General features: G+C 63.0%; 21 protein-coding genes. 7 read left to right on the top strand and 14 right to left on the bottom strand.

All coding sequences use genetic code 11. From position 1 onward, the window contains the following. Position 1: 1 nt before the first annotated feature. From IE126_RS19425 to IE126_RS19390, 8 genes are all read right to left on the bottom strand, one after another. Positions 2 to 1,690, bottom strand: coding sequence for a DEAD/DEAH box helicase (locus IE126_RS19425; RefSeq protein ID WP_189381926.1), 1,689 nt, complete (start codon positions 1,688 to 1,690; stop codon positions 2 to 4). A gap of 14 nt (positions 1,691 to 1,704) precedes the next feature. Further along, positions 1,705 to 2,328, bottom strand: coding sequence for a hypothetical protein (locus IE126_RS19420; protein WP_189381925.1), 624 nt, complete (start codon positions 2,326 to 2,328; stop codon positions 1,705 to 1,707). Positions 2,329 to 2,429: 101 nt separating this feature from the next. Next, positions 2,430 to 3,305 (bottom strand): ATP-binding protein, encoded by an 876-nt coding sequence (locus IE126_RS19415; RefSeq protein ID WP_189381924.1) that lies wholly within the window; start codon positions 3,303 to 3,305, stop codon positions 2,430 to 2,432. Beyond that, complete coding sequence (locus IE126_RS19410) at positions 3,305 to 3,601, bottom strand: hypothetical protein (RefSeq protein ID WP_189381923.1); 297 nt, start codon at positions 3,599 to 3,601, stop codon at positions 3,305 to 3,307. Before IE126_RS19410 ends, IE126_RS19415 begins: the two co-directional genes overlap by 1 nt. A gap of 38 nt (positions 3,602 to 3,639) precedes the next feature. Then, complete coding sequence (locus IE126_RS19405) at positions 3,640 to 3,834, bottom strand: hypothetical protein (protein ID WP_189381922.1); 195 nt, start codon at positions 3,832 to 3,834, stop codon at positions 3,640 to 3,642. An 84-nt stretch (positions 3,835 to 3,918) separates the two neighbouring features. Next, on the bottom strand, positions 3,919 to 4,641 hold the full coding sequence (locus tag IE126_RS19400) for an RNA polymerase sigma factor (RefSeq protein WP_189381921.1): 723 nt from the start codon (positions 4,639 to 4,641) through the stop codon (positions 3,919 to 3,921). Positions 4,642 to 4,740: 99 nt separating this feature from the next. After that, the gene (locus tag IE126_RS19395) at positions 4,741 to 4,986 is read right to left on the bottom strand and encodes a hypothetical protein (RefSeq protein WP_036763062.1); all 246 of its coding nucleotides are present in this window, start codon (positions 4,984 to 4,986) and stop codon (positions 4,741 to 4,743) included. A gap of 83 nt (positions 4,987 to 5,069) precedes the next feature. Continuing rightward, entirely contained in the window at positions 5,070 to 7,265 is a 2,196-nt protein-coding gene (locus IE126_RS19390; protein ID WP_189381920.1) for a hypothetical protein, read from the bottom strand. A gap of 391 nt (positions 7,266 to 7,656) precedes the next feature. Between IE126_RS19390 and IE126_RS19385 the strand changes: the two genes are divergently transcribed. From IE126_RS19385 to IE126_RS19355, 7 genes are all read left to right on the top strand, one after another. Next, positions 7,657 to 8,112, top strand: a complete 456-nt coding sequence (locus IE126_RS19385) for a DUF2924 domain-containing protein (protein ID WP_189381919.1) — start codon at positions 7,657 to 7,659, stop codon at positions 8,110 to 8,112. After that, complete coding sequence (locus tag IE126_RS19380; protein WP_189381918.1) at positions 8,109 to 9,434, top strand: recombinase family protein; 1,326 nt, start codon at positions 8,109 to 8,111, stop codon at positions 9,432 to 9,434. Before IE126_RS19385 ends, IE126_RS19380 begins: the two co-directional genes overlap by 4 nt. After that, positions 9,431 to 9,847, top strand: a complete 417-nt coding sequence (locus IE126_RS19375) for a hypothetical protein (protein ID WP_189381917.1) — start codon at positions 9,431 to 9,433, stop codon at positions 9,845 to 9,847. The genes IE126_RS19380 and IE126_RS19375 overlap by 4 nt, the downstream gene beginning before the upstream one ends. A 149-nt stretch (positions 9,848 to 9,996) precedes the next feature. Next, entirely contained in the window at positions 9,997 to 10,290 is a 294-nt protein-coding gene (locus tag IE126_RS19370) for a type II toxin-antitoxin system HigB family toxin (RefSeq protein ID WP_189381916.1), read from the top strand. Then, positions 10,290 to 11,519: an ImmA/IrrE family metallo-endopeptidase gene (locus IE126_RS19365; RefSeq protein WP_194678728.1), complete on the top strand. Its 1,230-nt coding sequence runs from the start codon at positions 10,290 to 10,292 to the stop codon at positions 11,517 to 11,519. The genes IE126_RS19370 and IE126_RS19365 overlap by 1 nt, the downstream gene beginning before the upstream one ends. Positions 11,520 to 11,695: 176 nt before the next feature. Further along, positions 11,696 to 11,881: a hypothetical protein gene (locus tag IE126_RS19360; RefSeq protein WP_189381914.1), complete on the top strand. Its 186-nt coding sequence runs from the start codon at positions 11,696 to 11,698 to the stop codon at positions 11,879 to 11,881. Beyond that, on the top strand, positions 11,874 to 12,062 hold the full coding sequence (locus IE126_RS19355; protein ID WP_189381913.1) for a hypothetical protein: 189 nt from the start codon (positions 11,874 to 11,876) through the stop codon (positions 12,060 to 12,062). Before IE126_RS19360 ends, IE126_RS19355 begins: the two co-directional genes overlap by 8 nt. Positions 12,063 to 12,134: 72 nt before the next feature. On the opposite strand, the gene IE126_RS19350 is transcribed toward IE126_RS19355, so the two are convergent. The 6 genes from IE126_RS19350 to IE126_RS19325 form a co-directional block, all read right to left on the bottom strand. Next, positions 12,135 to 14,771 carry a DEAD/DEAH box helicase gene (locus tag IE126_RS19350; protein ID WP_189381912.1) on the bottom strand — a complete coding sequence of 879 codons (2,637 nt, stop codon included), beginning with the start codon at positions 14,769 to 14,771 and terminating at the stop codon, positions 12,135 to 12,137. Between the two features lie 11 nt (positions 14,772 to 14,782). Then, on the bottom strand, positions 14,783 to 16,324 hold the full coding sequence (locus IE126_RS19345) for a site-specific DNA-methyltransferase (protein WP_189381911.1): 1,542 nt from the start codon (positions 16,322 to 16,324) through the stop codon (positions 14,783 to 14,785). A gap of 3 nt (positions 16,325 to 16,327) precedes the next feature. Next, on the bottom strand, positions 16,328 to 16,516 hold the full coding sequence (locus tag IE126_RS19340; protein WP_099649511.1) for a type II toxin-antitoxin system Phd/YefM family antitoxin: 189 nt from the start codon (positions 16,514 to 16,516) through the stop codon (positions 16,328 to 16,330). Between the two features lie 473 nt (positions 16,517 to 16,989). Next, positions 16,990 to 17,751, bottom strand: coding sequence for a hypothetical protein (locus tag IE126_RS19335; protein WP_189381910.1), 762 nt, complete (start codon positions 17,749 to 17,751; stop codon positions 16,990 to 16,992). A gap of 470 nt (positions 17,752 to 18,221) precedes the next feature. Beyond that, positions 18,222 to 18,545 carry a hypothetical protein gene (locus IE126_RS19330; protein WP_189381909.1) on the bottom strand — a complete coding sequence of 108 codons (324 nt, stop codon included), beginning with the start codon at positions 18,543 to 18,545 and terminating at the stop codon, positions 18,222 to 18,224. 1 nt (position 18,546) lies between these two features. Continuing rightward, the gene (locus IE126_RS19325) at positions 18,547 to 20,736 is read right to left on the bottom strand and encodes a VIT domain-containing protein (protein WP_189381908.1); all 2,190 of its coding nucleotides are present in this window, start codon (positions 20,734 to 20,736) and stop codon (positions 18,547 to 18,549) included.

The following is a 20,736-nucleotide window of genomic DNA, read 5'->3' as shown; positions in this document are numbered from 1 at the left end:
GTCATGCCGCCCTCCGTTCGGGCCGGGCGGCCGTGTCGATCAGCTGCCGGATGGCGCGCTTGTTGAAGCCGAATGTCATCAGCGCCGAGGCGCGGTAGCGCGTCAGGCCGAAGTCATGGCGGCATTCGGGTGGCAGGTACTGCAGCTGCTTCTCGGTCGGCGGCTGGCGGAGCCAGGAGCGGGTCTTGAAGGCGCTTTCGTCGGTCTCGTGGGTGTTGAGCCAGTCGTCGGCCTGCGCGAGGCAGACGGTGCGCTCGCCCACGCCCAGCAGATGCGGGCGCTCGCCCTTCGCCCCGCCGATGGCGTACCAGACCCCGTCCAGCCAGAAGATGCCGCCCCAGGCCGCGAAGCCCGTGGCCATCAGCGCGTCGTCCGTTCCGTAGAGGTCGACCCAAGCGAAGCTGGACCGCTTCAGCAGGTCGATCTCGGTCATCATGAAGCCCGAGAGCGGCGCGGCGCCCCCGGCTTCGCCCGCATCCAGATCCTCGCGCGGGAACGCCTCGCCGCAGAGCGGGCATTCGGTGGCGGCAAGCGGGATATCGGCGCCGCAGCCGGGGCAGGATTTCGTCGGGGCTTCTCCAGCCTCGGTCTTGCCGTCGAGATCGACATCCTGTTCCAGCGTGCCGTGGATCAGGCTCGACGTCCCGAAATCCAGAACGACGCAGTCGGTTTTCACGATGCCGGGATGTTCCTCGGGGTCGACGGTGCGCAGGCCGCGCCCGACCATCTGGATCATCGTGGACTTGTAGGAGCTGGGGCGCAGCAGCACGACGCAGGAGGTGGGCGGATGATCCCAGCCTTCGGTCAGCACCGCCACGTTGACCACGACGCGGATGTCGCCTGACGCGTAGTCCGCGAGGATCGCCTTGCGGGTCTCGGCCGCCAGATCGCCGTGGATCAGCGCGGCGGAAACACCCGCAGCCCGGAACGCGTCGGTGACATGCTCTGCGTGCGCGACGGTGGAGCAGAACACCACGGTCTGCCGATCGCCCGCATTCTCCTTCCAGTGCCGGATCACCTCGTCGGTGACGGGGGCGCGGTCCATGATGCCCGCCACCTCCGCCATGTCGAAATCCGACATCGTCTTGCGGACCGAACGCAGCTCGTCCTGCACGCCCACATCGATGACGAAGGTGCGCGGCGGCACGAGATGGCCCGAGGAAATCAGTTCGCCAAGCCGCACCTGGTCGGCGACATTGTCGAAGACCTCGCGCAGGCCCTTCTTGTCACCCCGGTTCGGCGTCGCCGTGACCCCGAAGATCCGGGCGTCGGGATTGGCTTCGCGCACGCGGTCGATGATGCGGCGATAGCTGTCGGCGACGGCATGGTGCGCCTCATCCACGACCAGCAGGTCGAGGCGCGGCATGTCGGCGAGGTTCGAAGCCCGCGCCAGCGTCGGCACCATGGCGAAGGCGACCTGGCCGCCCCAGGACTTCTCCGTGGCGTCGATCACCGAGGTGGCGACGCCCGGCACCACGCGCTGGAACTTGGCGCGGTTCTGCGCAGTCAGCTCGTCGCGATGGGCGAGCACGCAGGCCTTCGCGCCGTCGCCGATCATCTCGCCGGTGACCGCCGAGAGCATGATGGTCTTGCCCGCGCCGGTGGGCGCCACACCCAGCGTGTTGCCGCGGGAAGCGAGCGCAGCCACGCTGCGCTCGACGAAGGTCTTCTGGCGGGGGCGCAGGCGCATGGCCGGTTCCCCCCTTACTGCGCCCAGCTCGGCCGACCGGCGGCGCCGGGGGCGGACGCGGGCTGGCTGGGCTGGGTGGTTGTGGTGGGCTGCTGCGCGGCATGGCCCTGCACCGGGGCGGCGGCGAACTGTGGCGCCACCGCGCCCATCAGCGCGGCGTAATCGCGGTGATCGGGGGTGACGGCGGCGCGGATTTCGTTCTTGTCCTCGCCGTTCGTGTCGGTGCCGATGTCGATGCGGGCGATGAACTCGACGCCGTCGAGATCGCCGAACCCGTTGATGCGGCGGCGGGCCTGCGCCTCCGGCGAGTTGTCCTTGTCGGACACGCCGCGCGCCGAGTTGAGGATGCCGCGGATCAGGCCACGCCCCATGTTGGCCCAATCCGGGCCCTTGGGGCTGTAGAGGCCGATCAGCGACCAGACCTTGCGCCGGGCATAGGGCCCTTCGAGCACCGTGTATTCGGCGTCGAGATAGACGGCGCCGGTGGCGGCGCGGCGCGCCCAGCCGCCGGTCCAGCCCTGCGAGGGGTCGTCGAAGCCGCCCGGGCGGAGCGTCAGCCGCACCTTCGCGAGGGTGCCTTTGGGGATGACGTTGGTGTTGGATTGGGCGGAGTTGAAGTCGTTCCAGGGTCCGGACATTGCGCGGCTCCTTTCAGTTGGAGGATGGGACGCGCAGCGGCGTCAGTGGGGAAAAGCCACCCCGGCGACCGGATCGGGACACCGGGCGTGGCGAGATGCGCTCAGCCATGGCCGGGCTCCTGCGCAGGCGCGGGATCGGCCGGGGTCACCGGCGGCCAGGTCAGGCGTTCGGAGGCAGGCGCCGCGGGGCGCTGGATCTTCTCCATCAGCCGGCCGAGATGCGGGGCCTCGACCCTGTCGAGGCGACCGGAGCGGTCCTTGGCCGGATAGCCCCAGGGGTTCAGCGTCTGGCACACGAAGGCGCGCTGAGGCTGGCCGCCCGGGTCCGGGATGTCGGCCATGGTGATGACCTGATCCACAATTCCCGGCAGTTCGAGCCCGGTCTTCGAGCCGTCGATCTGCGGCTGGAAGACCTTGCGGTTGAAGTCGTCGAGCCGCTCGTCGAGGATGCCCACGAACCAGACATGCTTGCCGCGCGTGTGCTGCAGATGGGTCAGCCAGCCGATCATCTCGCGGCCGTGCAGACCGTAGGCGCCGCGGATGTCGGGCTTGCCGGTCTTCTCGGAAAACGCCTCAGGCTGCCCGCGGCACCACTGGAAGCAGAGCCGCCCGGCCACGGTGATCGAGTCGATGAAGACTGTCTCGTACTTCCCGATCACCGTGGGATCGCCGTAGCGCCCGCAGACCTCGTCGAAATGCGCCTGGCTGTAGGGCTGGTCTTCGCGCAGCGCCGGGTTCGGCCCACCGATGAACACCGCGAAGTCGCGGCATTCCTTCCAGGTGCGGGGCCGGAGCGTGTCGATCTCCAGGCCCTCGACCGCCAGATCCCCGGCCTCGAGGTCGAGGAAGAGCGTGGTCGAGGCGTTCAGCGACCAGAGCAGGCTGGTCTTGCCGATGCCGGACCGGCCGAAGATGACGCCCTTGATGCCCTTTCGCTGCGCGAGCCGCTCATCGGCGCCGATGATGGGAAGGGCCATCACTGGCCCTCCCTCTGCATCACCGCCGTGGCCGCGCGATCTGCGCCGATGCACCCCGCCTCGCGGGCGAGCTTGTAGAGCCGCTTCAGCGCGTCGGCGCGGCGGTAGGCGGCCGTGCTCTCGCGCTCCGCCTCCACGATCGCGAAGGCGATCTCGTCGACGGTCGCCTCGACGACCGGCAGCGGCTCGCGCGGCTCGTCACCGGCGCGCTGCGGTAAGGCCATGGTTTCGGGGAGGTCTTCGAGCGCGTAGCTCGCCTTGCGAAGACGGGTGATGTCGTCCGGCTGGTCCGGCATGGCGGTTCTCCGTGTGATGATGTGATCGAGGAGGCCCATCAGGCGGCCTCGCAGACGTCGGGCGCGGGCTCGGCGACGTAGATCGCCAGCAGCGGCGTCCCGTCGGCATGGGCGCCGGCGTCCTCGATCTGATAGTTGCGGTTGGGCTCGCAGACCTCGGTCAGCTCCCAGCGGCGATAGAGCCCCGGAAGACGCCTGAAATCCTCGAGCGACAGATCGGCAGTGCGGTTCATGCGTGTCTGCTTTCGGTTGGAGGGAAGGCGCTCGGGGCGCTCGAATGGGAAAAGCCACCGGCGGGACCGGATCGGGACATCGGTTCAGGGGATTTCCTCGAGGGCGTCGTGCAGCCGGCGCATCGCGCGCTGGTACCGCTTGCGGGCGGCGGCCTCGGTCAGGCCCAGTTCCACGGCGACCTCGGCCTGGGAGAAGCCCTCGATCGCCACGCGGATCACGAGAAAGGCGTCGTCGCCGAGCAGCTTCCGCACGGCGCCGTTCAGCCGTGCGTACCCGGTTGCGCCGATCCCGCTGTCGCCGCTGTCCGCCACCTCGTCGGGGTCGGCGCCGCTGGCGAGATGTTCGCGCGCCTGGTCGCGCTGGCGGGCGCGGATCATGTCACGCTCGACATTGCGCAGGACCGTGGCCGCGATCCAGTTGACGCGCCCGAGGTCGAGGCTGCGGACTGCCTCGGTGGTGCGCGCCAGTACGTCGGACGCGATCTCGTCGGCGGTGCCGATCCTGCGCCAGATCGACCGGCGCCGGATGGCGTCGAGGCCGGGCCAGAGTGCCAGCAACAGCAGCGTCAGGGCGCAATCGGACGCGGGTCCGTCGCCCTGCGCCGCCCTGACCAGCGCGGAGAGGATCACGTTCTTCTGGCCCTGATCGCCGGGCGTGCGGTGCAGCCCATCCAGCAGGGCCGCTGGATCCCGGAACGGTGCGAGGGTGGCCTGCGCACGCCTGACAGCGTCGAAACTGCGCTGGAAGTGAAGGTTGGAGGAAGATTGCATGAGGTGATCACGGATCTCGTGCCACGCGAAGGACATCGGACGCCTGCCTTGCGGCCAGGCGTCCGGCGCCTTCTCGTGGCCAGGTCAGGACGTCGCGCGTCTCTGCGATTTCAGGGGGTTGGGTGAATGCGCGCGTCAGCGCGCGGGCGCGGTCGCGTTGTTCAGCGTGCCGCAGCCCCGGCAGGTCGCCTGAACCGGGAAGCCCACGAGATACTCGTGCCCCCGCGCGAAGCGCAGGTGCATGCGGCCGTCCCGGCAGACGCCGAGCAGCTTGTCACAGCGCGTGCAGCGCCATTCCGCATTGGAGGTGGTGGGCTTGGTCGTCGCGGCGCCGGTCCAGCTCGTCGGGGCTGCCTGGCGCGAGGGGAAGGGAGTCGGCATGGAAGTGCTCCTCTATGTGGAGCCCTTCCAATAATCAGCGGTTTGTTAGACCGTCCCGCCCGAAACCCTAGATGAACTCTAGATCACGCGGTGTCGGTCGCCTCGCCGAGACGCCAATAGCGATTGCTCGAGCCGTGCCGGATGTAAGTCGGATGCGCCTTCGCCCATGCGCCGGAAGAGAACAGCTGTCGGGGATTGTCGGACCCCATCCCGTCCATCAGGACCTTGGTCAGCCGCTGGCCTGTGCCATCGGTCGCCGCTTCAACAAGGCTTTCGAAGAGTTGGATCTGGCCCGCGCCGTCAAGCGTTAGCGGATCGAGACCCGGGATGATGAGCGTCGCAGAGCGAGGCGTGTGTCGTACAACTTGGGCGACTTGCGCGGAGGACGCCAGCGTTCGGTTCGCCTCGAATCGCCGAGCCATTTCCTCCTGGTCCAGATCGCCGAGGCTTCCGTCCTGAAGCAACAGGTCGCGCAGCGCGATCACGACGTTCGGCCCGAGGAATTGCGGCGGCTCATCGGAAACGGCGAGTACGAGACCGGGGCCCGCCGTATGTCGCGACCGAAGCGCATTCTCGACATTCTCGCGGGCTTTCAGATCGGCAAGGCGGCGCGCCAGGTAAAGCGGGACCTTTCTCTCACCCAGTGCCATCGGCCCAAGCGAGACGAGGAACTCGTTGATGGTTTCGATGTTCCTGATGCCGAGAGAGCCAGCTATCGCCTTGAGGATGGTTTCGGCGAGCCATGCTCGATCGATCCCGTACTCGATCGCATTGGTGTCGAGACGCAATCCATCCGCCTCTCCAAAGGAACCGGTTTGTCGAACCGTCCCTGGCTCCGGACCCGTTTGCTGCTCAACTTCGACAACCTCATCGTCATCCTCGGCGAGCCCAATCACCTGCCGCCCTTTGCGGGCAATCAATCTCGCACTGACCAGGCGCGCTGGATCGACGCCCGCGGAGTTGAAGAACGCACCTGCAACAGTGTCGCCGGGCAGGTCGTACAGCGACAGAAGAAAGCCGAACCACTGCGCCCGTTCCTGATCGGTGAGTGTCCGCAGGTTCTGCGTAAGACCCCAGTGTTCGAGCAGTCGGAACCCGAGGTCCCGAAGGAACGGATCGCGCATGCTCTGCACGTCCGAACTGCTGCCATCCGAGATCGAGACCCGGAAGGTTCCCTCCTTTCCGTCCGATCGACGGGTGTAACCAATTGCGATGGCGACTTTTGTGAAGCCGAAACTCCGGATCAGGTTGGCTGAATTGGCGACGTATTTCCGGACAACGTCCTCCATCTTGTCCTTTATGGTCACCTTGATGTTCAGCCTTCGGCCCCACGAGCCGAGGCGGACCTCGGCCTCGACTACCGCCGCCAGCGTGATCTCGACGTCCTCGAGATCCGGACAATCCAGATCGAAGGAAGACCTGAAGCGTTCGAGGTTGAATTCTCGGCGGGTCAACGGCTTGGCCGACGGCGGGCGCCCTAGAACGACCTCCGCGAAGACCTTAGAGGTCTTTTCGCGAACGTCGCTGCTGGCAGACGCGACCTCAATTTTCTTCAGCTGGGGTGTGTAGATCAGGACAGCCTCATGCGAGGGCCTGTAGTAATGGACGGTCCAGCCCCCTTCCTCGCGATGATTGTCGATGCTCGACAGGGGCCCGGGATGGCGCAGGGCGACCATGAAGGACGGCGGGTAGTTGGCGGTCTCGGGCAATTCGAGGACGGACGCGGTGACCTTGCCCTTCAGTCCCAGAGCTTCCTGAACAGCATCACAGAGCTTCTCGTCAGGGATTCCGTCTGTGTCGGCAACAGAAGCGTGGTCGAAGTCCACCTCGCAGCATGTGTAGTACGTCCGCCGTTCTCGATAGCGCCGCGCGGCATAGAAGCTCTGGGCGTCGTGAAAGTGCATCGGGAAGACCGTGCGCATCCAGATGCTCTTGCACAGCAAGTCAGGCTGGGACTCATACTGGTCGTAGTCGACATTCTGCAGCCGTTGCCCCGCAACCGTATCGAGTGAGGTCGCTCCCTTGTCCTGACCCATGTCGAGCAGAGCACCAGCGATGCCCTCAAGTAGCCCGATGATTTCCTTGTCCTCCGAACGCAGGTACGCACTCAGCGCTGCCTTGCCCTGATCATCGGTCGTGCCCTCAGTGATTTCCGGCGGAGCGAGAAGAGTGTCGTCGGGCCGTTTGAAGCTGGCGAGAAACTGCCGGACCAGCGCAGCGGGGGCGCCCTGAAGGATACTCCCGAGGTTCGGTCCGAATTCGCTCTTCCTCCGCGCCATGAACTCACCTCAATGAACAACTGCTCTCGATTGATTCAACCCACGATAATCATGGACATATCCGTGATCGGCAAGTCCTGATGTTCTCTCCCTGTTCGCATTTCTGCATTCCGTTCATCTGAGATGTCCCGTCCCGGGCGGCTGGGTGGCTTTTGATCGGTAACGACACCACCGAGCATAGCCACCGAGACATGAAACGCCCGAACCCGCTCCCTCCCGACCACATGACGCCCGCCGAGCGCCGCGCCGAGCTCTGCGGCCTGCTGGCGCTCGGGCTTGTTCGGTTGCGCATGCGGGAGAAGGGCGAAGTATCTGACGGTACTGGAGAAAGTTGCCTACACTATCCGCCCGACCAATGCCGTCATGCAACTCCAACTCACCGGAGAAATGCATGAACAAGCCCGATCCCATCCCCGCGCGCCTGGCCGCGCTCAAGACCACGCCGACGCCCGACCTGAAGCAACAGTGGCGCGACCTGTTCGACAGCGAGCCGCCGCCGTTCAATCGCCGGTACCTGGAAAGCCGCCTGGCCTACCGCATCCAGGAACTTGCCTATGGCGGGCTCAAACCCGAGACGATCCGGCGCCTCGAACGGCTCGGCGAGGAACTGGACGGCGGCGACAGGAAGAAGCGTGGCATGCGCGCCGACCGTGACCGCCCGATCACCGGCACACGGCTGCTGCGCGAATGGCAGGGTGTCGAGCAGGTCGTCACCGTCACGACCGACGGCTTCGAGTGGCAAGGTCGGCAGTACAAGTCGCTGTCCGCCATCGCGCGCGCCATCACCGGCACGCGCTGGAACGGCTGGGTGTTCTTCGGGCTCAAGAACCACAGGGGGCGGACATGACGAAGCCGCCCGAAAAATCGAAGGTCGTCCGCAAGCTGCGGTGTGCCGTCTACACCCGGAAATCCTCCGAGGAAGGGCTGGAGCAGGAGTTCAACTCGCTCCACGCCCAGCGGGAGGCATGCGAGGCGTTCATCGCCAGCCAGCGCTCCGAGGGCTGGGTGCTGGTCCGCGATCAGTATGACGACGGCGGCATCTCGGGAGGCACTCTGGACCGGCCCAGCCTGCGGCGGCTGCTTGAGGACATCGAGGACGGGTTGGTCGATGTGGTCGTGGTCTACAAGATCGACCGCCTCAGCCGCTCCCTGGCGGATTTCGCGAAGCTGGTCGAGGTGTTCGACAGGAACGGCGTGACGTTCGTTTCGGTCACGCAGTCCTTCAACACCACCACGTCGATGGGCCGGCTGACGCTGAACATCCTGCTCTCGTTCGCGCAGTTCGAGCGCGAGGTGACAGCCGAGCGGATCCGCGACAAGGTCGCCGCGAGCCGGAAGAAGGGCATGTGGATGGGCGGTGTGCCGCCCTACGGCTACCGTGTCGAGAACCGGAAGCTGGTGGTGGATGAGGAATGCGCCGCGCATGTGCGCTGGATCTTCGCGCGCTTCCTCGAGATCGGGTCCTGCACGGAACTGGCGCGGGAGGTCGGCACGCGCGGCCTCCGGACGCCGCGCGGCAACCGGATCGACAAGAAATACATCTACCGCATGCTCAGCAACCGCGCCTACATCGGCGAGGCGGTCCACAAGGGCGACAGCTATCCCGGCGAGCACGACGCCATCATCGATCCTGAGATTTGGGAGCGGGTCCACGCCATCCTGCAGGAGAGCCCGCGCAAGCGCGCGGCCCGCACCCGCGCCGACACGCCCGCGCTGCTGAAGGGGCTGCTGTTCGGGCCCGATGGCGCCGCGTTCTCACCGACGCATACTCGGAAGGGGGATCGTCTCTACCGCTACTATGTCAGTCAGACCGTGCTGAAGCATAGTGCTGGTTCGTGTCCGGTCGGCCGCGTGCCTGCGGGCGAGATCGAGGGCGCCGTCATAGACCAGCTCCGCGCCGTGTTTCGCCAGCCGGAGATCGTGGCGGGGACGTGGAAGGCGGCGCGTGCCCACGCCGACGACGTCACCGAGGCCGACGCCCGCGCAGCGCTTCAGCAGCTCGACCCGCTTTGGGACGAACTCTTCCCCGCCGAGCAGGCGCGCATTGTCACGCTGCTGGTTGAGCGCGTCGATATCGGCACGAACGGGCTCAACTTCCGGCTCCGGATGGACGGCCTCGGAGGGCTCGCGCGCGAGATGCTGTCTGGCAGCATCGGAGCAGCGGCATGACCCGCGCGATGGCGGTCCCCGAGACGGTCACAATCCACGTGCCATTCCGCATCGTGAAGCGCGGCGGGCGGAAAGAGATGCAGATGCCCGACGGTGCCGCGCTACCGCGAAGCACGGACAGCACGCTGGTCAAGGCTCTCGCCCGCGCGTTCCGGTGGAAACGGATGCTGGAGTCGGGGGAGTTCGCCACCATCGGCGAACTGGCAGAGCGCGAGGGCATCGCGCCCTCCTACATGACCCGCGTCCTGCGGCTCACGCTGCTCGCGCCCGACATCGTCGAGGCGATCCTGGATGGGAAGCAGGAGCCTGATCGTACGCTGTCGCAGCTGCTCGAAACCCTTCCAACTGACTGGCAATCGCAGCGGCGTGGTCACTACCGACCTGGGTCCGCAGCGGACCTAGCCCGAAGCTAAGTTTCTCGGACCCCGCTCTCCTTCCTCATCGTGCGATTGCACGGGTTGGGCTGACAGAGGTTGCCAGCACGACAGGCAGTACCTATGTGTTCCCTCATAGGGATCGTATAGCATTGACAGATCGAGGGATCGCTGTATAAACGTGATGAATGAGAATCATCGCCCGGCCCAAGCTAATCGCTTTCGGGGAGCGCTTTCCAGATGCGAAGGTGCAGATCGACGTTTGGTGGGCTGAGGCAAGGCGAGCAGAATGGAAAACGCCAGCAGACATCAAGGCCCAGTACCGCAGCGCGAGCATTCTCAAAGGTGGGCGTGTGGTCTTCAACATCTGCGGCAACAAATATCGCCTGATCTTGAAGTTCGATTACGAGAAGGGGATAGGGTTTGTCCGTTTTTTAGGGACACACAAGGAGTATGACGAGATCAACGCGGAGGAAGTGTGATGATGAGCGAACATCGTATTCGGCCAATTCATTCTGAGCAGGACTACGCAGCCGCTCTCGCCCGCGTTGAAATGCTCATGGATATGGGTCGTTCTCCCGCGGAGGATGACGAACTCGACGTGCTCGCGACTCTCGTCGAGGTCTACGAAGACCGGCGTTTTCCAATGGATGCGCCCAATCCCGTAGAAGCGATCAAATTCCGTATGCAACAGCTTGGGATGAGCCAAAGTGACCTAGCCCCGATCTTCGGAAGCCGGGCCAAGACTTCTGAGATTTTGAGCGGTAAGCGCGATCTGACTCTGAAGATGATCCGCGCACTGCATGAGCATCTGGGCATTCCCGCTGAAGTGTTGATCCGGGATGGGGGAAGCCTGCCAAAGGCTCCAGCGGGTATTGAGCTCGATCACTTCCCGATCGCGGAGATGGCGAAGCGAGGCTGGATCAAGAAGACTGCGGACATGAAGGATCGCACGGAGGAAATCGTGCGTGAGCTGATAGCGTGCGCCGGCGGACCGAATGCTCTTCCACAGGCGCTCTTTCGCCAAGGTGGCGGCGCTCGCGCGAACGCCAAGTCGGATGTGCATGCCCTGCAAGCGTGGTGCCTCCATATCCTCTGCGTGGCACGCCGTGCTGGGCTTGCGGGCGTCTACAAAACCGGGACTATCGACCGTGTTTTCATGCGAGAGCTCGCTCGGCTAAGTACTTTCGACGAAGGCCCGAAACTGGCCCAAGAAAAGCTCGCGAAGCACGGTATCGCCCTTGTCGTCGCAGCCCACCTGCCGAAGACCTATCTCGACGGCGCCGCGATGTGGACCGTCGACAAGGTTCCCGTCGTCGGAATGACGATCCGTTATGACCGCCTGGACAACTTCTGGTTCTGCCTGCTGCACGAACTTGCGCACATCGGTCGCCATTTCCCAGATGGAGACGGCGAGATCTTCATTGACGATCTTCAGCTACGCGAGCGCAACCATGAGCGCGATGACGAGCGCGAACGCGAAGCTGACGAGTGGGCGCAGGAGGCGTTGATTCCGTCAGAGCTTTGGGACGAGCATCCGGCGCGTGTCAGCCCGAGCGTTCAGAACGTCCTCTCGCTGGCGCGGAAGGCCGACGTGCACCCCGCCATCGTTGCCGGGCGCATCCGTCATGAGATGCACAACTATCGGCTTCTTTCGCAATTCGTCGGCACGAATGAAGTGAGACCGCTGCTGATGGAGGATGCCGCATAAAGATTAAGCGGGGCGCCCGGCAAGGCACCCCGCTTTTCACTACACGTCGGAAGGGTTTAGGCGCACCCAACCGCCGTGGCTCCGGAGTCCGAAGCACTCTCGTGGTGGTACGCAAGAGATAGACGGTTCGGGACTCCAGGGCAAATCTTTTCATCCGCGCCCAGGAGTATGCCTGAATGGCTACCATCACCAAGCTGACACCGCAGGAGGTGTCGATCATCAAGGCCCGGCTCGCCCGGGGAGACTTCCAGCACCGGATCGCTGCAGATTTCGATCTGAACCAGGGACGGATCAGCGAGATTGCGACTGGCAAGCGCTTTGCGGACATCCCGCCCGTGTCCATGGAGGTGGGACATGTCTGACAAACTCTTCAAGCCTGGGCAAAAGGCCCCGAAATCTGGTCAGTACGAGATCACCGGCCCCCGAGGTGGTGGAACCGGCGTCGAGCGCACCGTTACGCGCAACGAACCGCTCCCTCCGCCTGAACAGAAGGGCCAGCGGTACCGTCTCGTCGATCCGACCCAGCATCGGCGCAAGCCCTGAGACAAACTTGCACGGCCCGGCGTTCGCTGGGCCGTGCGCACAAACGCCCTGACCGTAGGTGCACCGGATAGACTACGGATCGCTACCAACCTTTTCGACCATCTGAGCCCGCATGTCTCTGCCGTCGATGGTCTTCTCAACCACCACAAACAAGCCCTTGCCGCCGCTCTTCCTCTCCCACAGCTGACCGATGGTCCGCTTTTCAGCGGTGTCGGGGCCATCGGCGATGTGAGCTCCCTTGTACTCTACGACGAGCAGTCGACCGTCCTCCAATTGAGCCACGAAATCCGGATAGAACTTGTCCGTGGCCGTCGGCAACCAGAACGAGTTGGGGTGGCGTGCGACATTGCGGATCCAGAACTTCAGGCCTGGCAAGCTGTCGATGGCTTGCGCGCACTGGAATTCTTCACCGTTCTCGGCCCCATCGAAGGCAGGCACATGGTCCGGCCCAAGGAAGTGCTTGCGAGGTTTCCAGCGCCCACGGTACCGGCGCTGATCCCAATACATTCCGTCCTTGAACGCGAAAGCTTCGTCGAAGGACACCTCGACCTTGGCTTCCGGAGCGAAGAGATACCGCTGGTAGACGCCATCGCGTTCCTGCTGACGGATGGCGGCGAGCTTCTCGCGAACCTTGCGGGCGAGGATGAACTTGCACCGCATCAGCGCCGCAATGTGCATTACGCGTGTGGTGATCAGGTGGCCGACCAGGTCGCGCAGCCAGCGGAGCAGTTCGCTCTGATGAATGTCCGGTTGGCGCACCTGCCGGTCGAGCCAGAGCACCAGCGCCTCCGGTGTCCACCCTTCGACATCGACGTCGAGCGCCAGTTGTTCTTCTTCGTCCGCGAACTGGTAGGTGATGCGGTTGCCGTCGAGGTCGATCTCGAAGCTGCGCGCCGTCTCGCGGATCGCGAACTCGCCTTCAACCAGTTTCGACGAGTGGTCGAGCAGCGACCAGTCGTGGAATTCCATGAACACGTCGGTGTCAGCGAACTCGAACTCGCCCTGGATCTCGGAGACCAGGCGAGGGACCTCGAACGCCTCGCCCTGTTCTGCAGGCGATAGCTGGTCCTTCACTTCGACGCGATACTTGGTGACGGCCGCCGAGAACCCCGTTCGTTCGGTCTCGGGGAGGGCCTCGACGATCGCCCTTTCGAGGCCGCCGTCAACACGCCCGGTCACGGCAATCTCGACCTTCCCATCGTCGGTTTCGCGAACGCTCACGCCTTCGCGCTTCTTCAGTTCTGCAACCACCTCGGGTGTCGCCGTCACCGTGTGCTTGAAGGTCGGCTTCGGCTTGTCGCGCGGGCCGAACAAGCCGGTATCGGCATCGAGAGACGTCTGCGCCGGTTCGATGTTGTCGAGCGCCTCATCCTCCTCGAAACCCATGGCCACCAGCTTGTCGGCCAGCGACCGCGCCGCCTCGCCGAACGACGGCTCCGACAGAAACGCATAGGCGCGGTTCAAATCCTCGGCCTTGCGACGCTTGGCATAAGGCATCCGCAGGACGCGCCCCAGCAGCTGCTCGACGTCCACCGCGCTCTGAATCCGCGAGACCGAGCAGAACGCATAGGCAAAGGAACAATCCCAGCCCTCCTTCAGCGCCTCGACGGTGATGACGTATTCGATCGGGCATTTCGGATCGAACAGGTTGATGCCATCCAGTTCTCGCTGGTCGCCGGTGGCCACGGCGATCTTGTATTCGGGGATCTGCTCGACCTCCATCAGGTGCTTCTTCAGCACCTCGACCGTCACCTCCTGGTTCTTGGGCTGCGCCTGGAACAGGACGATGGGTCGGATGTACGCTGTGTCCTTCTCGGCTTCCTCGGCCAGCGACGCCCGTGACGCGATCGCCCCGTTCACGGCGTTCTGCCAGGTGTCGTGCTCGGACAGCATGATTGGCAGCTTGATCATCTCCTCGAGCTTCAGCTCCTGCGCCGTCACGCTGTGCAGGATGTTCGAGTTGAGCCGCGGCGTCGCCGTGAACTCGATGATCGCGGACGGATTGACGCGTGCCTGCATTTCGCGCGTCAGGCCGGTGACCGCGTTGTGCGCTTCGTCCACGATCATCAACGGCCGATGAACATGCATCAGATTGGCGAAGGAGAACTTGACGCCGCCGCCTTCCAGCTTTTCCAGCCCCGGCAGGCTTTTGGGCAGCGCCGTGAAGTGCGGCTCCATGTTCTCGTTGTGGGAATAGACCTTGCGGCCCTCGGTGTTCGACACGCGCAGGGTCTGGATTGTGCCCACGACGATGCAGCAATGGTCGCGGATGTCGTGCGGGCGGATATGCGTGAAGTCCGCGATGTCGAACACGCGCACCCGGCCGTCGAAGGCCTCGTCCAGCGCCTGCCGATAGGGGTGGCGGGCGTTCTTCAGCGCCTCGGCCGTCTGAAGCCGGATCGTGTTCGACGGCACTAGCCACAGGACCATCGGATAGTCCTTCTCCACCCAGGCGTCGCGCGCGATGCCGATGGAGTGGGCGCCGAGGATAGTCTTGCCGCCCCCGGTGGGCAGGCGCAGGCAGACATAGGGAACGGCCGGCAGCTCGGCGAGCGGCGTGTAGGTGCCGCCGTACCGGCCGAGACGCTTGGCCTGGTCCGGTTCCCTGGTGATCGCCTCGTACGCGCCCTTCGGGCCCGCCACGCGCGCCTCCTCGAAAAACCGGCGGAGAACGGAGAGAGTATCGGTCTGGTATTGCTTGAGTTTCATCAGATGCCCCCTCAGGCCCGCGCTTTGACGTCGTAGGGCGTCTGCTTGAAGGTGATGCGCTGGCGTTCGAGCGTTGCGGGCGTCAGCCGGGATTGCTCGCCATAGACGGTCAGCGGGCCGTCGAAGTCCGGCGCCAGCTTGGCGATATCCTCACGGATCAGGGCGAGGGTCGCGCGGGTCAGCACGTTGCCGCCGCCCGGCCGCTTGTCGCCAAGGATTCCGTTGTAGAGCAGCGCGTGGGCGCGGCCGTCCTCGATACCGAGCAGCGGGCTGTCGCCACTACCATCCCACGGCCGGTCGGTCTCCGAAAACCAGACATGCGCCGCCAGCACCGGGAAGCGGATGTCCTGCCGGATGTGGCCTTCTTCGTCGAAGACGGGTGGGCCCAGCCGGTAGAAGCGAAAACCGCCACCGCCCTTCCAGCCAGCGGCTTCCGAAATGCCGCCCTGTTCGCCGTCGATGACCTTCTGCAGGCGCGGCGCGCAGTGGGTGTGGGCATGCTCGCCCATTTCGATGCCAATGTATCGGCGGCCCATCTTGTGAGCGACGGCGGCGGTTGTGCCGGATCCGAGGAAGGAATCAAGCACGAGGTCGTTCGGATCGGTTGCAATGTTGATGATGCGTTGAATTAGGCGCTCGGGTTTCGGAGTCATGAAATTTACTTCACCGAACAGAGCTACTACTTCTTTCTTCGCCTCTTGGGTGTTTCCAACCTCAGTGTTCATCCACAAAGTCTGTGGAACAACGCCCTGCTTCACTTCCGTGAGGAACCGCTTGATCCGAGGAGTGTTGTTGCCGTCTTTACCCCACCAGATCCTCCCGTCGCGATCCATCTCCCAGAACCGTTCCTCTGACACGCGCCAGTACATGCCGTTCGGAGGGCCTGCGATCACCCGGCCGCTGGGACACGTAATTGCATATCGGCCTGCACCGTAGAAGTTTCGCGCGGAAACGTCACCGGAAGTCCAAGCGCCGCGAGGATCGTTGTCCGGGTTCTTGTAGCCTTTGTTCATCCGGTCGGAACGCGGCATTGGGTTTGGCACCCACTTGTCGGCATTCCGGGCGAAAACGAGAATATGGTCGTGATCATCTGAAAAGTGCCGCGCGGTGTTCTTCGGCGAAAATACCTTCTGCCATAGGGTATTGGCGATAAAATTTCGCCGCCCGAACACCTCGTCCATGATGACCTTGAGGTAGTGCCCCTCGTTGTCGTCGATGGACACCCAGATCGAGCCATCCTCGGCCAGAAGATCGCGGAGTAGTTCCAGCCGGGGCCACATCATGGCCAGCCACTGCGTGTGCTCGAGGTTGTCGTCGTAGTGCTCGAAGGCGGAGCGTGTATTGTAGGGTGGGTCGATGTAGATGCACTTCACTCGACCGGCATAGAAGGGCAGCAGCGCCTTCAGCGCTTCCAGGTTGTCGCCCTGGATCAGCATGTTGCCAGCGCCAACGTCACCGGCCGACGAGTCCGGGACTTCCTCCAGCAGGCGATAGGGCACGTGCTGTGCCGTGCGGATGTCCTCGTCCCGTGTCAGCCAGTTCAGTATCGGCATGCGCTACCGCTCGTCCTCTCGTTTCTTGCCGGAGGGTTCCACGGTCGTGCCAGTCAGCCGCTGGTACTCCTCGACCGCAAGGACGACGACCACCGGCCGCCCATGCTTCTCGACCACCACTGGCTCGGCCCGCGCTTCGTCGATCAACTGGCCGAAGTGATGCTTGGCCTCACGGGCAGACACGGCCTTCATCGGCCCCTCCCTGATTTGTGGTCAGAATGGTCACAACGCAGCGATGAGGTCAACGACCTGCGGAAATGCGATCGCTACATCAGGGAGTTCGACGCCAGGGGCATTTCGCTCGAATGGAACTGGGATCGGAGTCCGCGCGGACACCGTCAAAAACGGCTTATAGAACAGATGCTTGAAAGCTTTTCACCAAAACTGCGCAGTCAACAGGTCCGGAGAATATCGGCCCGGAGAGAACGCGTGTGCGCCCTTCGGGGCGTGGGCCGGTTAACAGCCCCTCCCGCATAACCCTCGAAAACAACGGAAAAATCCGGCCGCAGCCGGATCGGGAGAACGCTTTCGCGGGGGCAAGTGGCGGAGGGAGTGTAACCGATACCTAACTCTCTCCCGTGCCGATGGTTGCGGCACGGGAGGACTGCGCAAGCCTGCGCATCAACGGGGGACAGTAGTCCGGTGCTTGCCTGAAAGGCCGTCCATCAACCCCATAGCATCCCGAATAATTTAGTGCGCCTCCGACGAGCTGCACTTAGTTGATCATGTATCTTTTGGCGCTGCGTGCCCGAAGATGCAGCATCCCAACTGGCTTCCAAGTCTGCAATTCTGTTTTCAATTCCTTGCAGCTCTTTCGCGATCTTTTCACGATCCGCCTGATGTACGGCTGCGGCGACTGTGCCAGCTCGATTGGGTTTGTGCGGGCGTAGCATGTCTTCATGGCGTATGTCGTAGATCACCGCGGAAACAAGCTCTCTTGTCCATTTTGATGACCGAAGCGTTCTCACATTACTATCGTTGAGAACGATCTGGAAATCCGCCAAATAGCTGGCTCCCTTCTTCGCTGCACTCTGTATGATCTCTTTCACGTCCTCGAAGTACCGAGACGATGGATCCCGCCCAATGTAATGCGCTCGTTCATCCGGTCCGGGGATGCCCTCCGTTTTCAACGCGGCCGGAAGTCCAAACGCATCAAGGCGATGATGGTTCGCCGGCGGTCGCGTTGGACCACGGGGCTCCGGTTGAGAGGGCTTCATACCTTCGTAAGTCACCCCGACGTCTCGGCGCTCTCCTGCGATTTCATCGAAGAACGACAAAACATCGCGTCGTAGACTGGCGAACTGGCCAACATAAAAGTGGCAACCTTGGTCGGCCAGCAAGGTAATCCGGTGCTGATGTATTGTTTCCACGAACTCGGCTGAAAGCTGCACTTTGCCGCCTCTTGCCTTGACCTCGGTAATCAGCAAAAGGCGCCATCCGTCGAGGTTGGGAGATTCTGTGCGGTCGAGACTGGGTGTGCGCTTTCGATCTAGCACCCACGCATGTCCGACGATCTCCTTGATTAGTCCTATCTTCCTCCGCTCTGGCCGAGCACCATGTACGGCCACTCGTGCCGCGACATTCGGCCTGTCGGTACAAGGGTGCTTGGGCCATGGCGGCCCGAGATCATCAAAGAATACCCTGCTTCCGTTTGAGTTCGCGTAAAAATAGACGCTTGCTTTGCAAACGGGGCAAGTGGCGTTTGGAGAAACGAAACAGCTCGATCCAAGACGTGATGCACCGTTTCTCTTGAGAAAATCAGCTGACGTCCTGCGTGCCATCTCGTTGCGTAAAGCCGCCTTGTCGACGGTTCGGCCATGCGCGACACACCAACCACACTGACAGCTTGGATAGTGATTATAGCCGGGCATAAGTCACTCGCCTCGCCGACATGGATTCAATTGCAGAAAAGCTGGTTCCCGATCTGTGTGCAAGTTGAGCCGTCGTCGAAGAACGTGGTGTCACCGATCTGAGACGACGATGTGCCGTCGCTGTAAAATGTTGAGCCGCCAATATCGGTCGCCGTAAACCCATCATCGAAGAAAGTTGTGTCGCCCAGCTCGGTCGCTGTGCTGCCGTCATCGAAGTATGTCGTGTCACCGAGACGCATGGCGCTTGTCCCGTCGGAGCACATGGCCATGTCATCAAAGATCGTGCAGTCCTGTGCTGCAGCAATCGTCGGCAACCCGAGCACGGAGATGATAGTAAGTAATTTCAGCATGTTATTTCCCTTCAATCACGTCTGAAAAAATCAAGGCGTCGTATTCCGCGATGAACGCTGCTTCCGAGCGCCCATCTAGCACTTTGACGGCAAAGCGCCGCGCCGCGCGAGAATGGGTTACGAACCGCAGTGACAAGTAAGCAAGCAGATCCAGCTTTAGGGCATCTTCGGAACGCGATGAGGGAAGGGCCAGCACATCCTGAACCAACCGCTTAAGTGCCGTCTGCTCGCTCACCAATAGACCGTCAAACGCCAAGGACAGGAAACGATCTGCCTGGTTCTCCCAGTCGATGCCCACCGCGACTTCAGCAAGGCGATGTTCTTTCGCTTTTCGCAGTGCCTCTTGCTTCGCAGGCTCAATGATCCCGTCGTCGAGAAACGAGCGCAGCTTCCTTCTCTGGCCGCTCGGCACGGGGGGCTTCGAAACAGCGGCCTGCAGCCGAGAGAGTGCTTCTGGGCTGGGAGTGGCACCCGACGGAACACTCGGCGTAGGCGCACTGCGAGCCGGCGGAATGCTGCTGATCCCGAAGCGCATGCGTGGTGCCCTGTCTTCTGACGCCGAATAGCTTGCGCTTGCCCTAGCCATAGGAAGGATCGTATTTCGATCTTCGATGAAGTCCCCAAGTTGACCGTCGTCGTCAGCATCCATCAGAGGGATCTTACGTGTTTCGGAAATGCCATCGCTCAGCGCACCGGCTTCATCGATCAAGACGAGACTGGTGACGTTGCTGCAAAGACCCTCCATTACCGCCAAGCGCTCAGCGGCAGCGTCATCAAGCTGACCCAGGCACAGCGCGGCGGCGTAGCGGCCAACGTCGTCGGCGACGCCCATTGCCATCGCGTCGCTCCATTTGGCGCAGACCGTCACGCCGCCAAGCGTTTGCACGACACGAACCGGGTCGGAGCCGTCCGTTTCAAGGTGGCGGTCCATACGAGACGACCGCATCTGTGACAGCGCAAAGGACACGGATTTCTCCACATCTGCATCGGGAGTGTAGAAGAGATCACCCCCAGTGGACGCACAGAAGTGCCCGATATTCACGTCAAGGCTTGCACGTCCCACCAGCACGGCACTGACACGGACATTCCTCCCTTCGACCTGAGGCGAGAGACGGTCCCAGGTCTGACCATCGGTCAGAACCAGGATATCCTGCGCACCGGCGCGGGCGACGGCCTTGATCGCCTCGCCCAGACGGGTGCCACCGCCTGGCCGCTTCAACTTCTTCAGGATCTGTAGAACTTCAGCGCCGCGTCCGGTACCAAGCCGTTGGCAAGTGTCATCGAACTGCCAGACGGCAATCAGGTCTTCGTCCGTCACAGTCTTCAGCGACTGCGCAAGACCGTCACGGATGGCGGAAAGCACAGTTTGTCCATCGGTCCCGACCGGGCTACCCGTCGAACCGGACCGATCAATGAGGATGGCAAGCTTCAGACTGTTATCACCGTTCGGTTCTCGGCGCAGATCGAGCCGTACTTGCCGCCCGCTTGCCGACACGCCTAGCAGGGTGCCCGCGCTGCCGCCTTCAATTTCGATCTCGATGGATCTGTTCATAAGGACATCGAACGCCTCCCCATCAGACAGCGAACCGAAACCGACGAGATGCGGCACGCCGCTGTCCGAACGAACACGCAGCGATGCCGTGTGCCGAACAGACGCCGAGGTGATCAGGTCATCGGCCGGCTGCAGCGGCGACACGCCATAAAGGTGACCTGTGGTCATGGGCAGGCGCAGCAAAAGACCATTTTCGGTGGCGGCCAACGGCATGACTGTGCGGAGTTCGACAGATACTTCTTTTCCGGGAGCCAACTGACCTACCGATAGGACATGGACGCCGCGCAAGACTTCTTCGTGAAGGATAGCCATCTTGCCCTGGTCAATTGCGCCCTCATATATGGTCCGAGCCGCCGTCTTGCCTTTGGCAACGGCGCGGAGCGAGCGCCCATCGATCTTAGCCGAAAGACCGGTAACGACGGCATTGAAACCGACCGGCATCGTAAGCACGGCCTCGATGGGCACGTCTTCCACATTTGAGAATGTGCGGGTCGTCACGACGATTGCGAGCCCGGCTTGGATGGATGCATCAATTGCGGTGCTACCGAGGGGCATCGGCTTGCCCTCTCCATCGCGGAATATAGTGACGCCGTCATTCAGTTCTTCGAGTAGGTGACCGAAGACCATACCGTTCGCCAT

It is taken from the genome of Gemmobacter nanjingensis (genome assembly GCF_014652195.1).
Taxonomy (GTDB): domain Bacteria; phylum Pseudomonadota; class Alphaproteobacteria; order Rhodobacterales; family Rhodobacteraceae; genus Gemmobacter; species Gemmobacter caeni.
The sequence above is the reverse complement of the archived record's forward strand: the minus strand, read 5'-3'. Positions and strand labels throughout refer to the sequence as shown.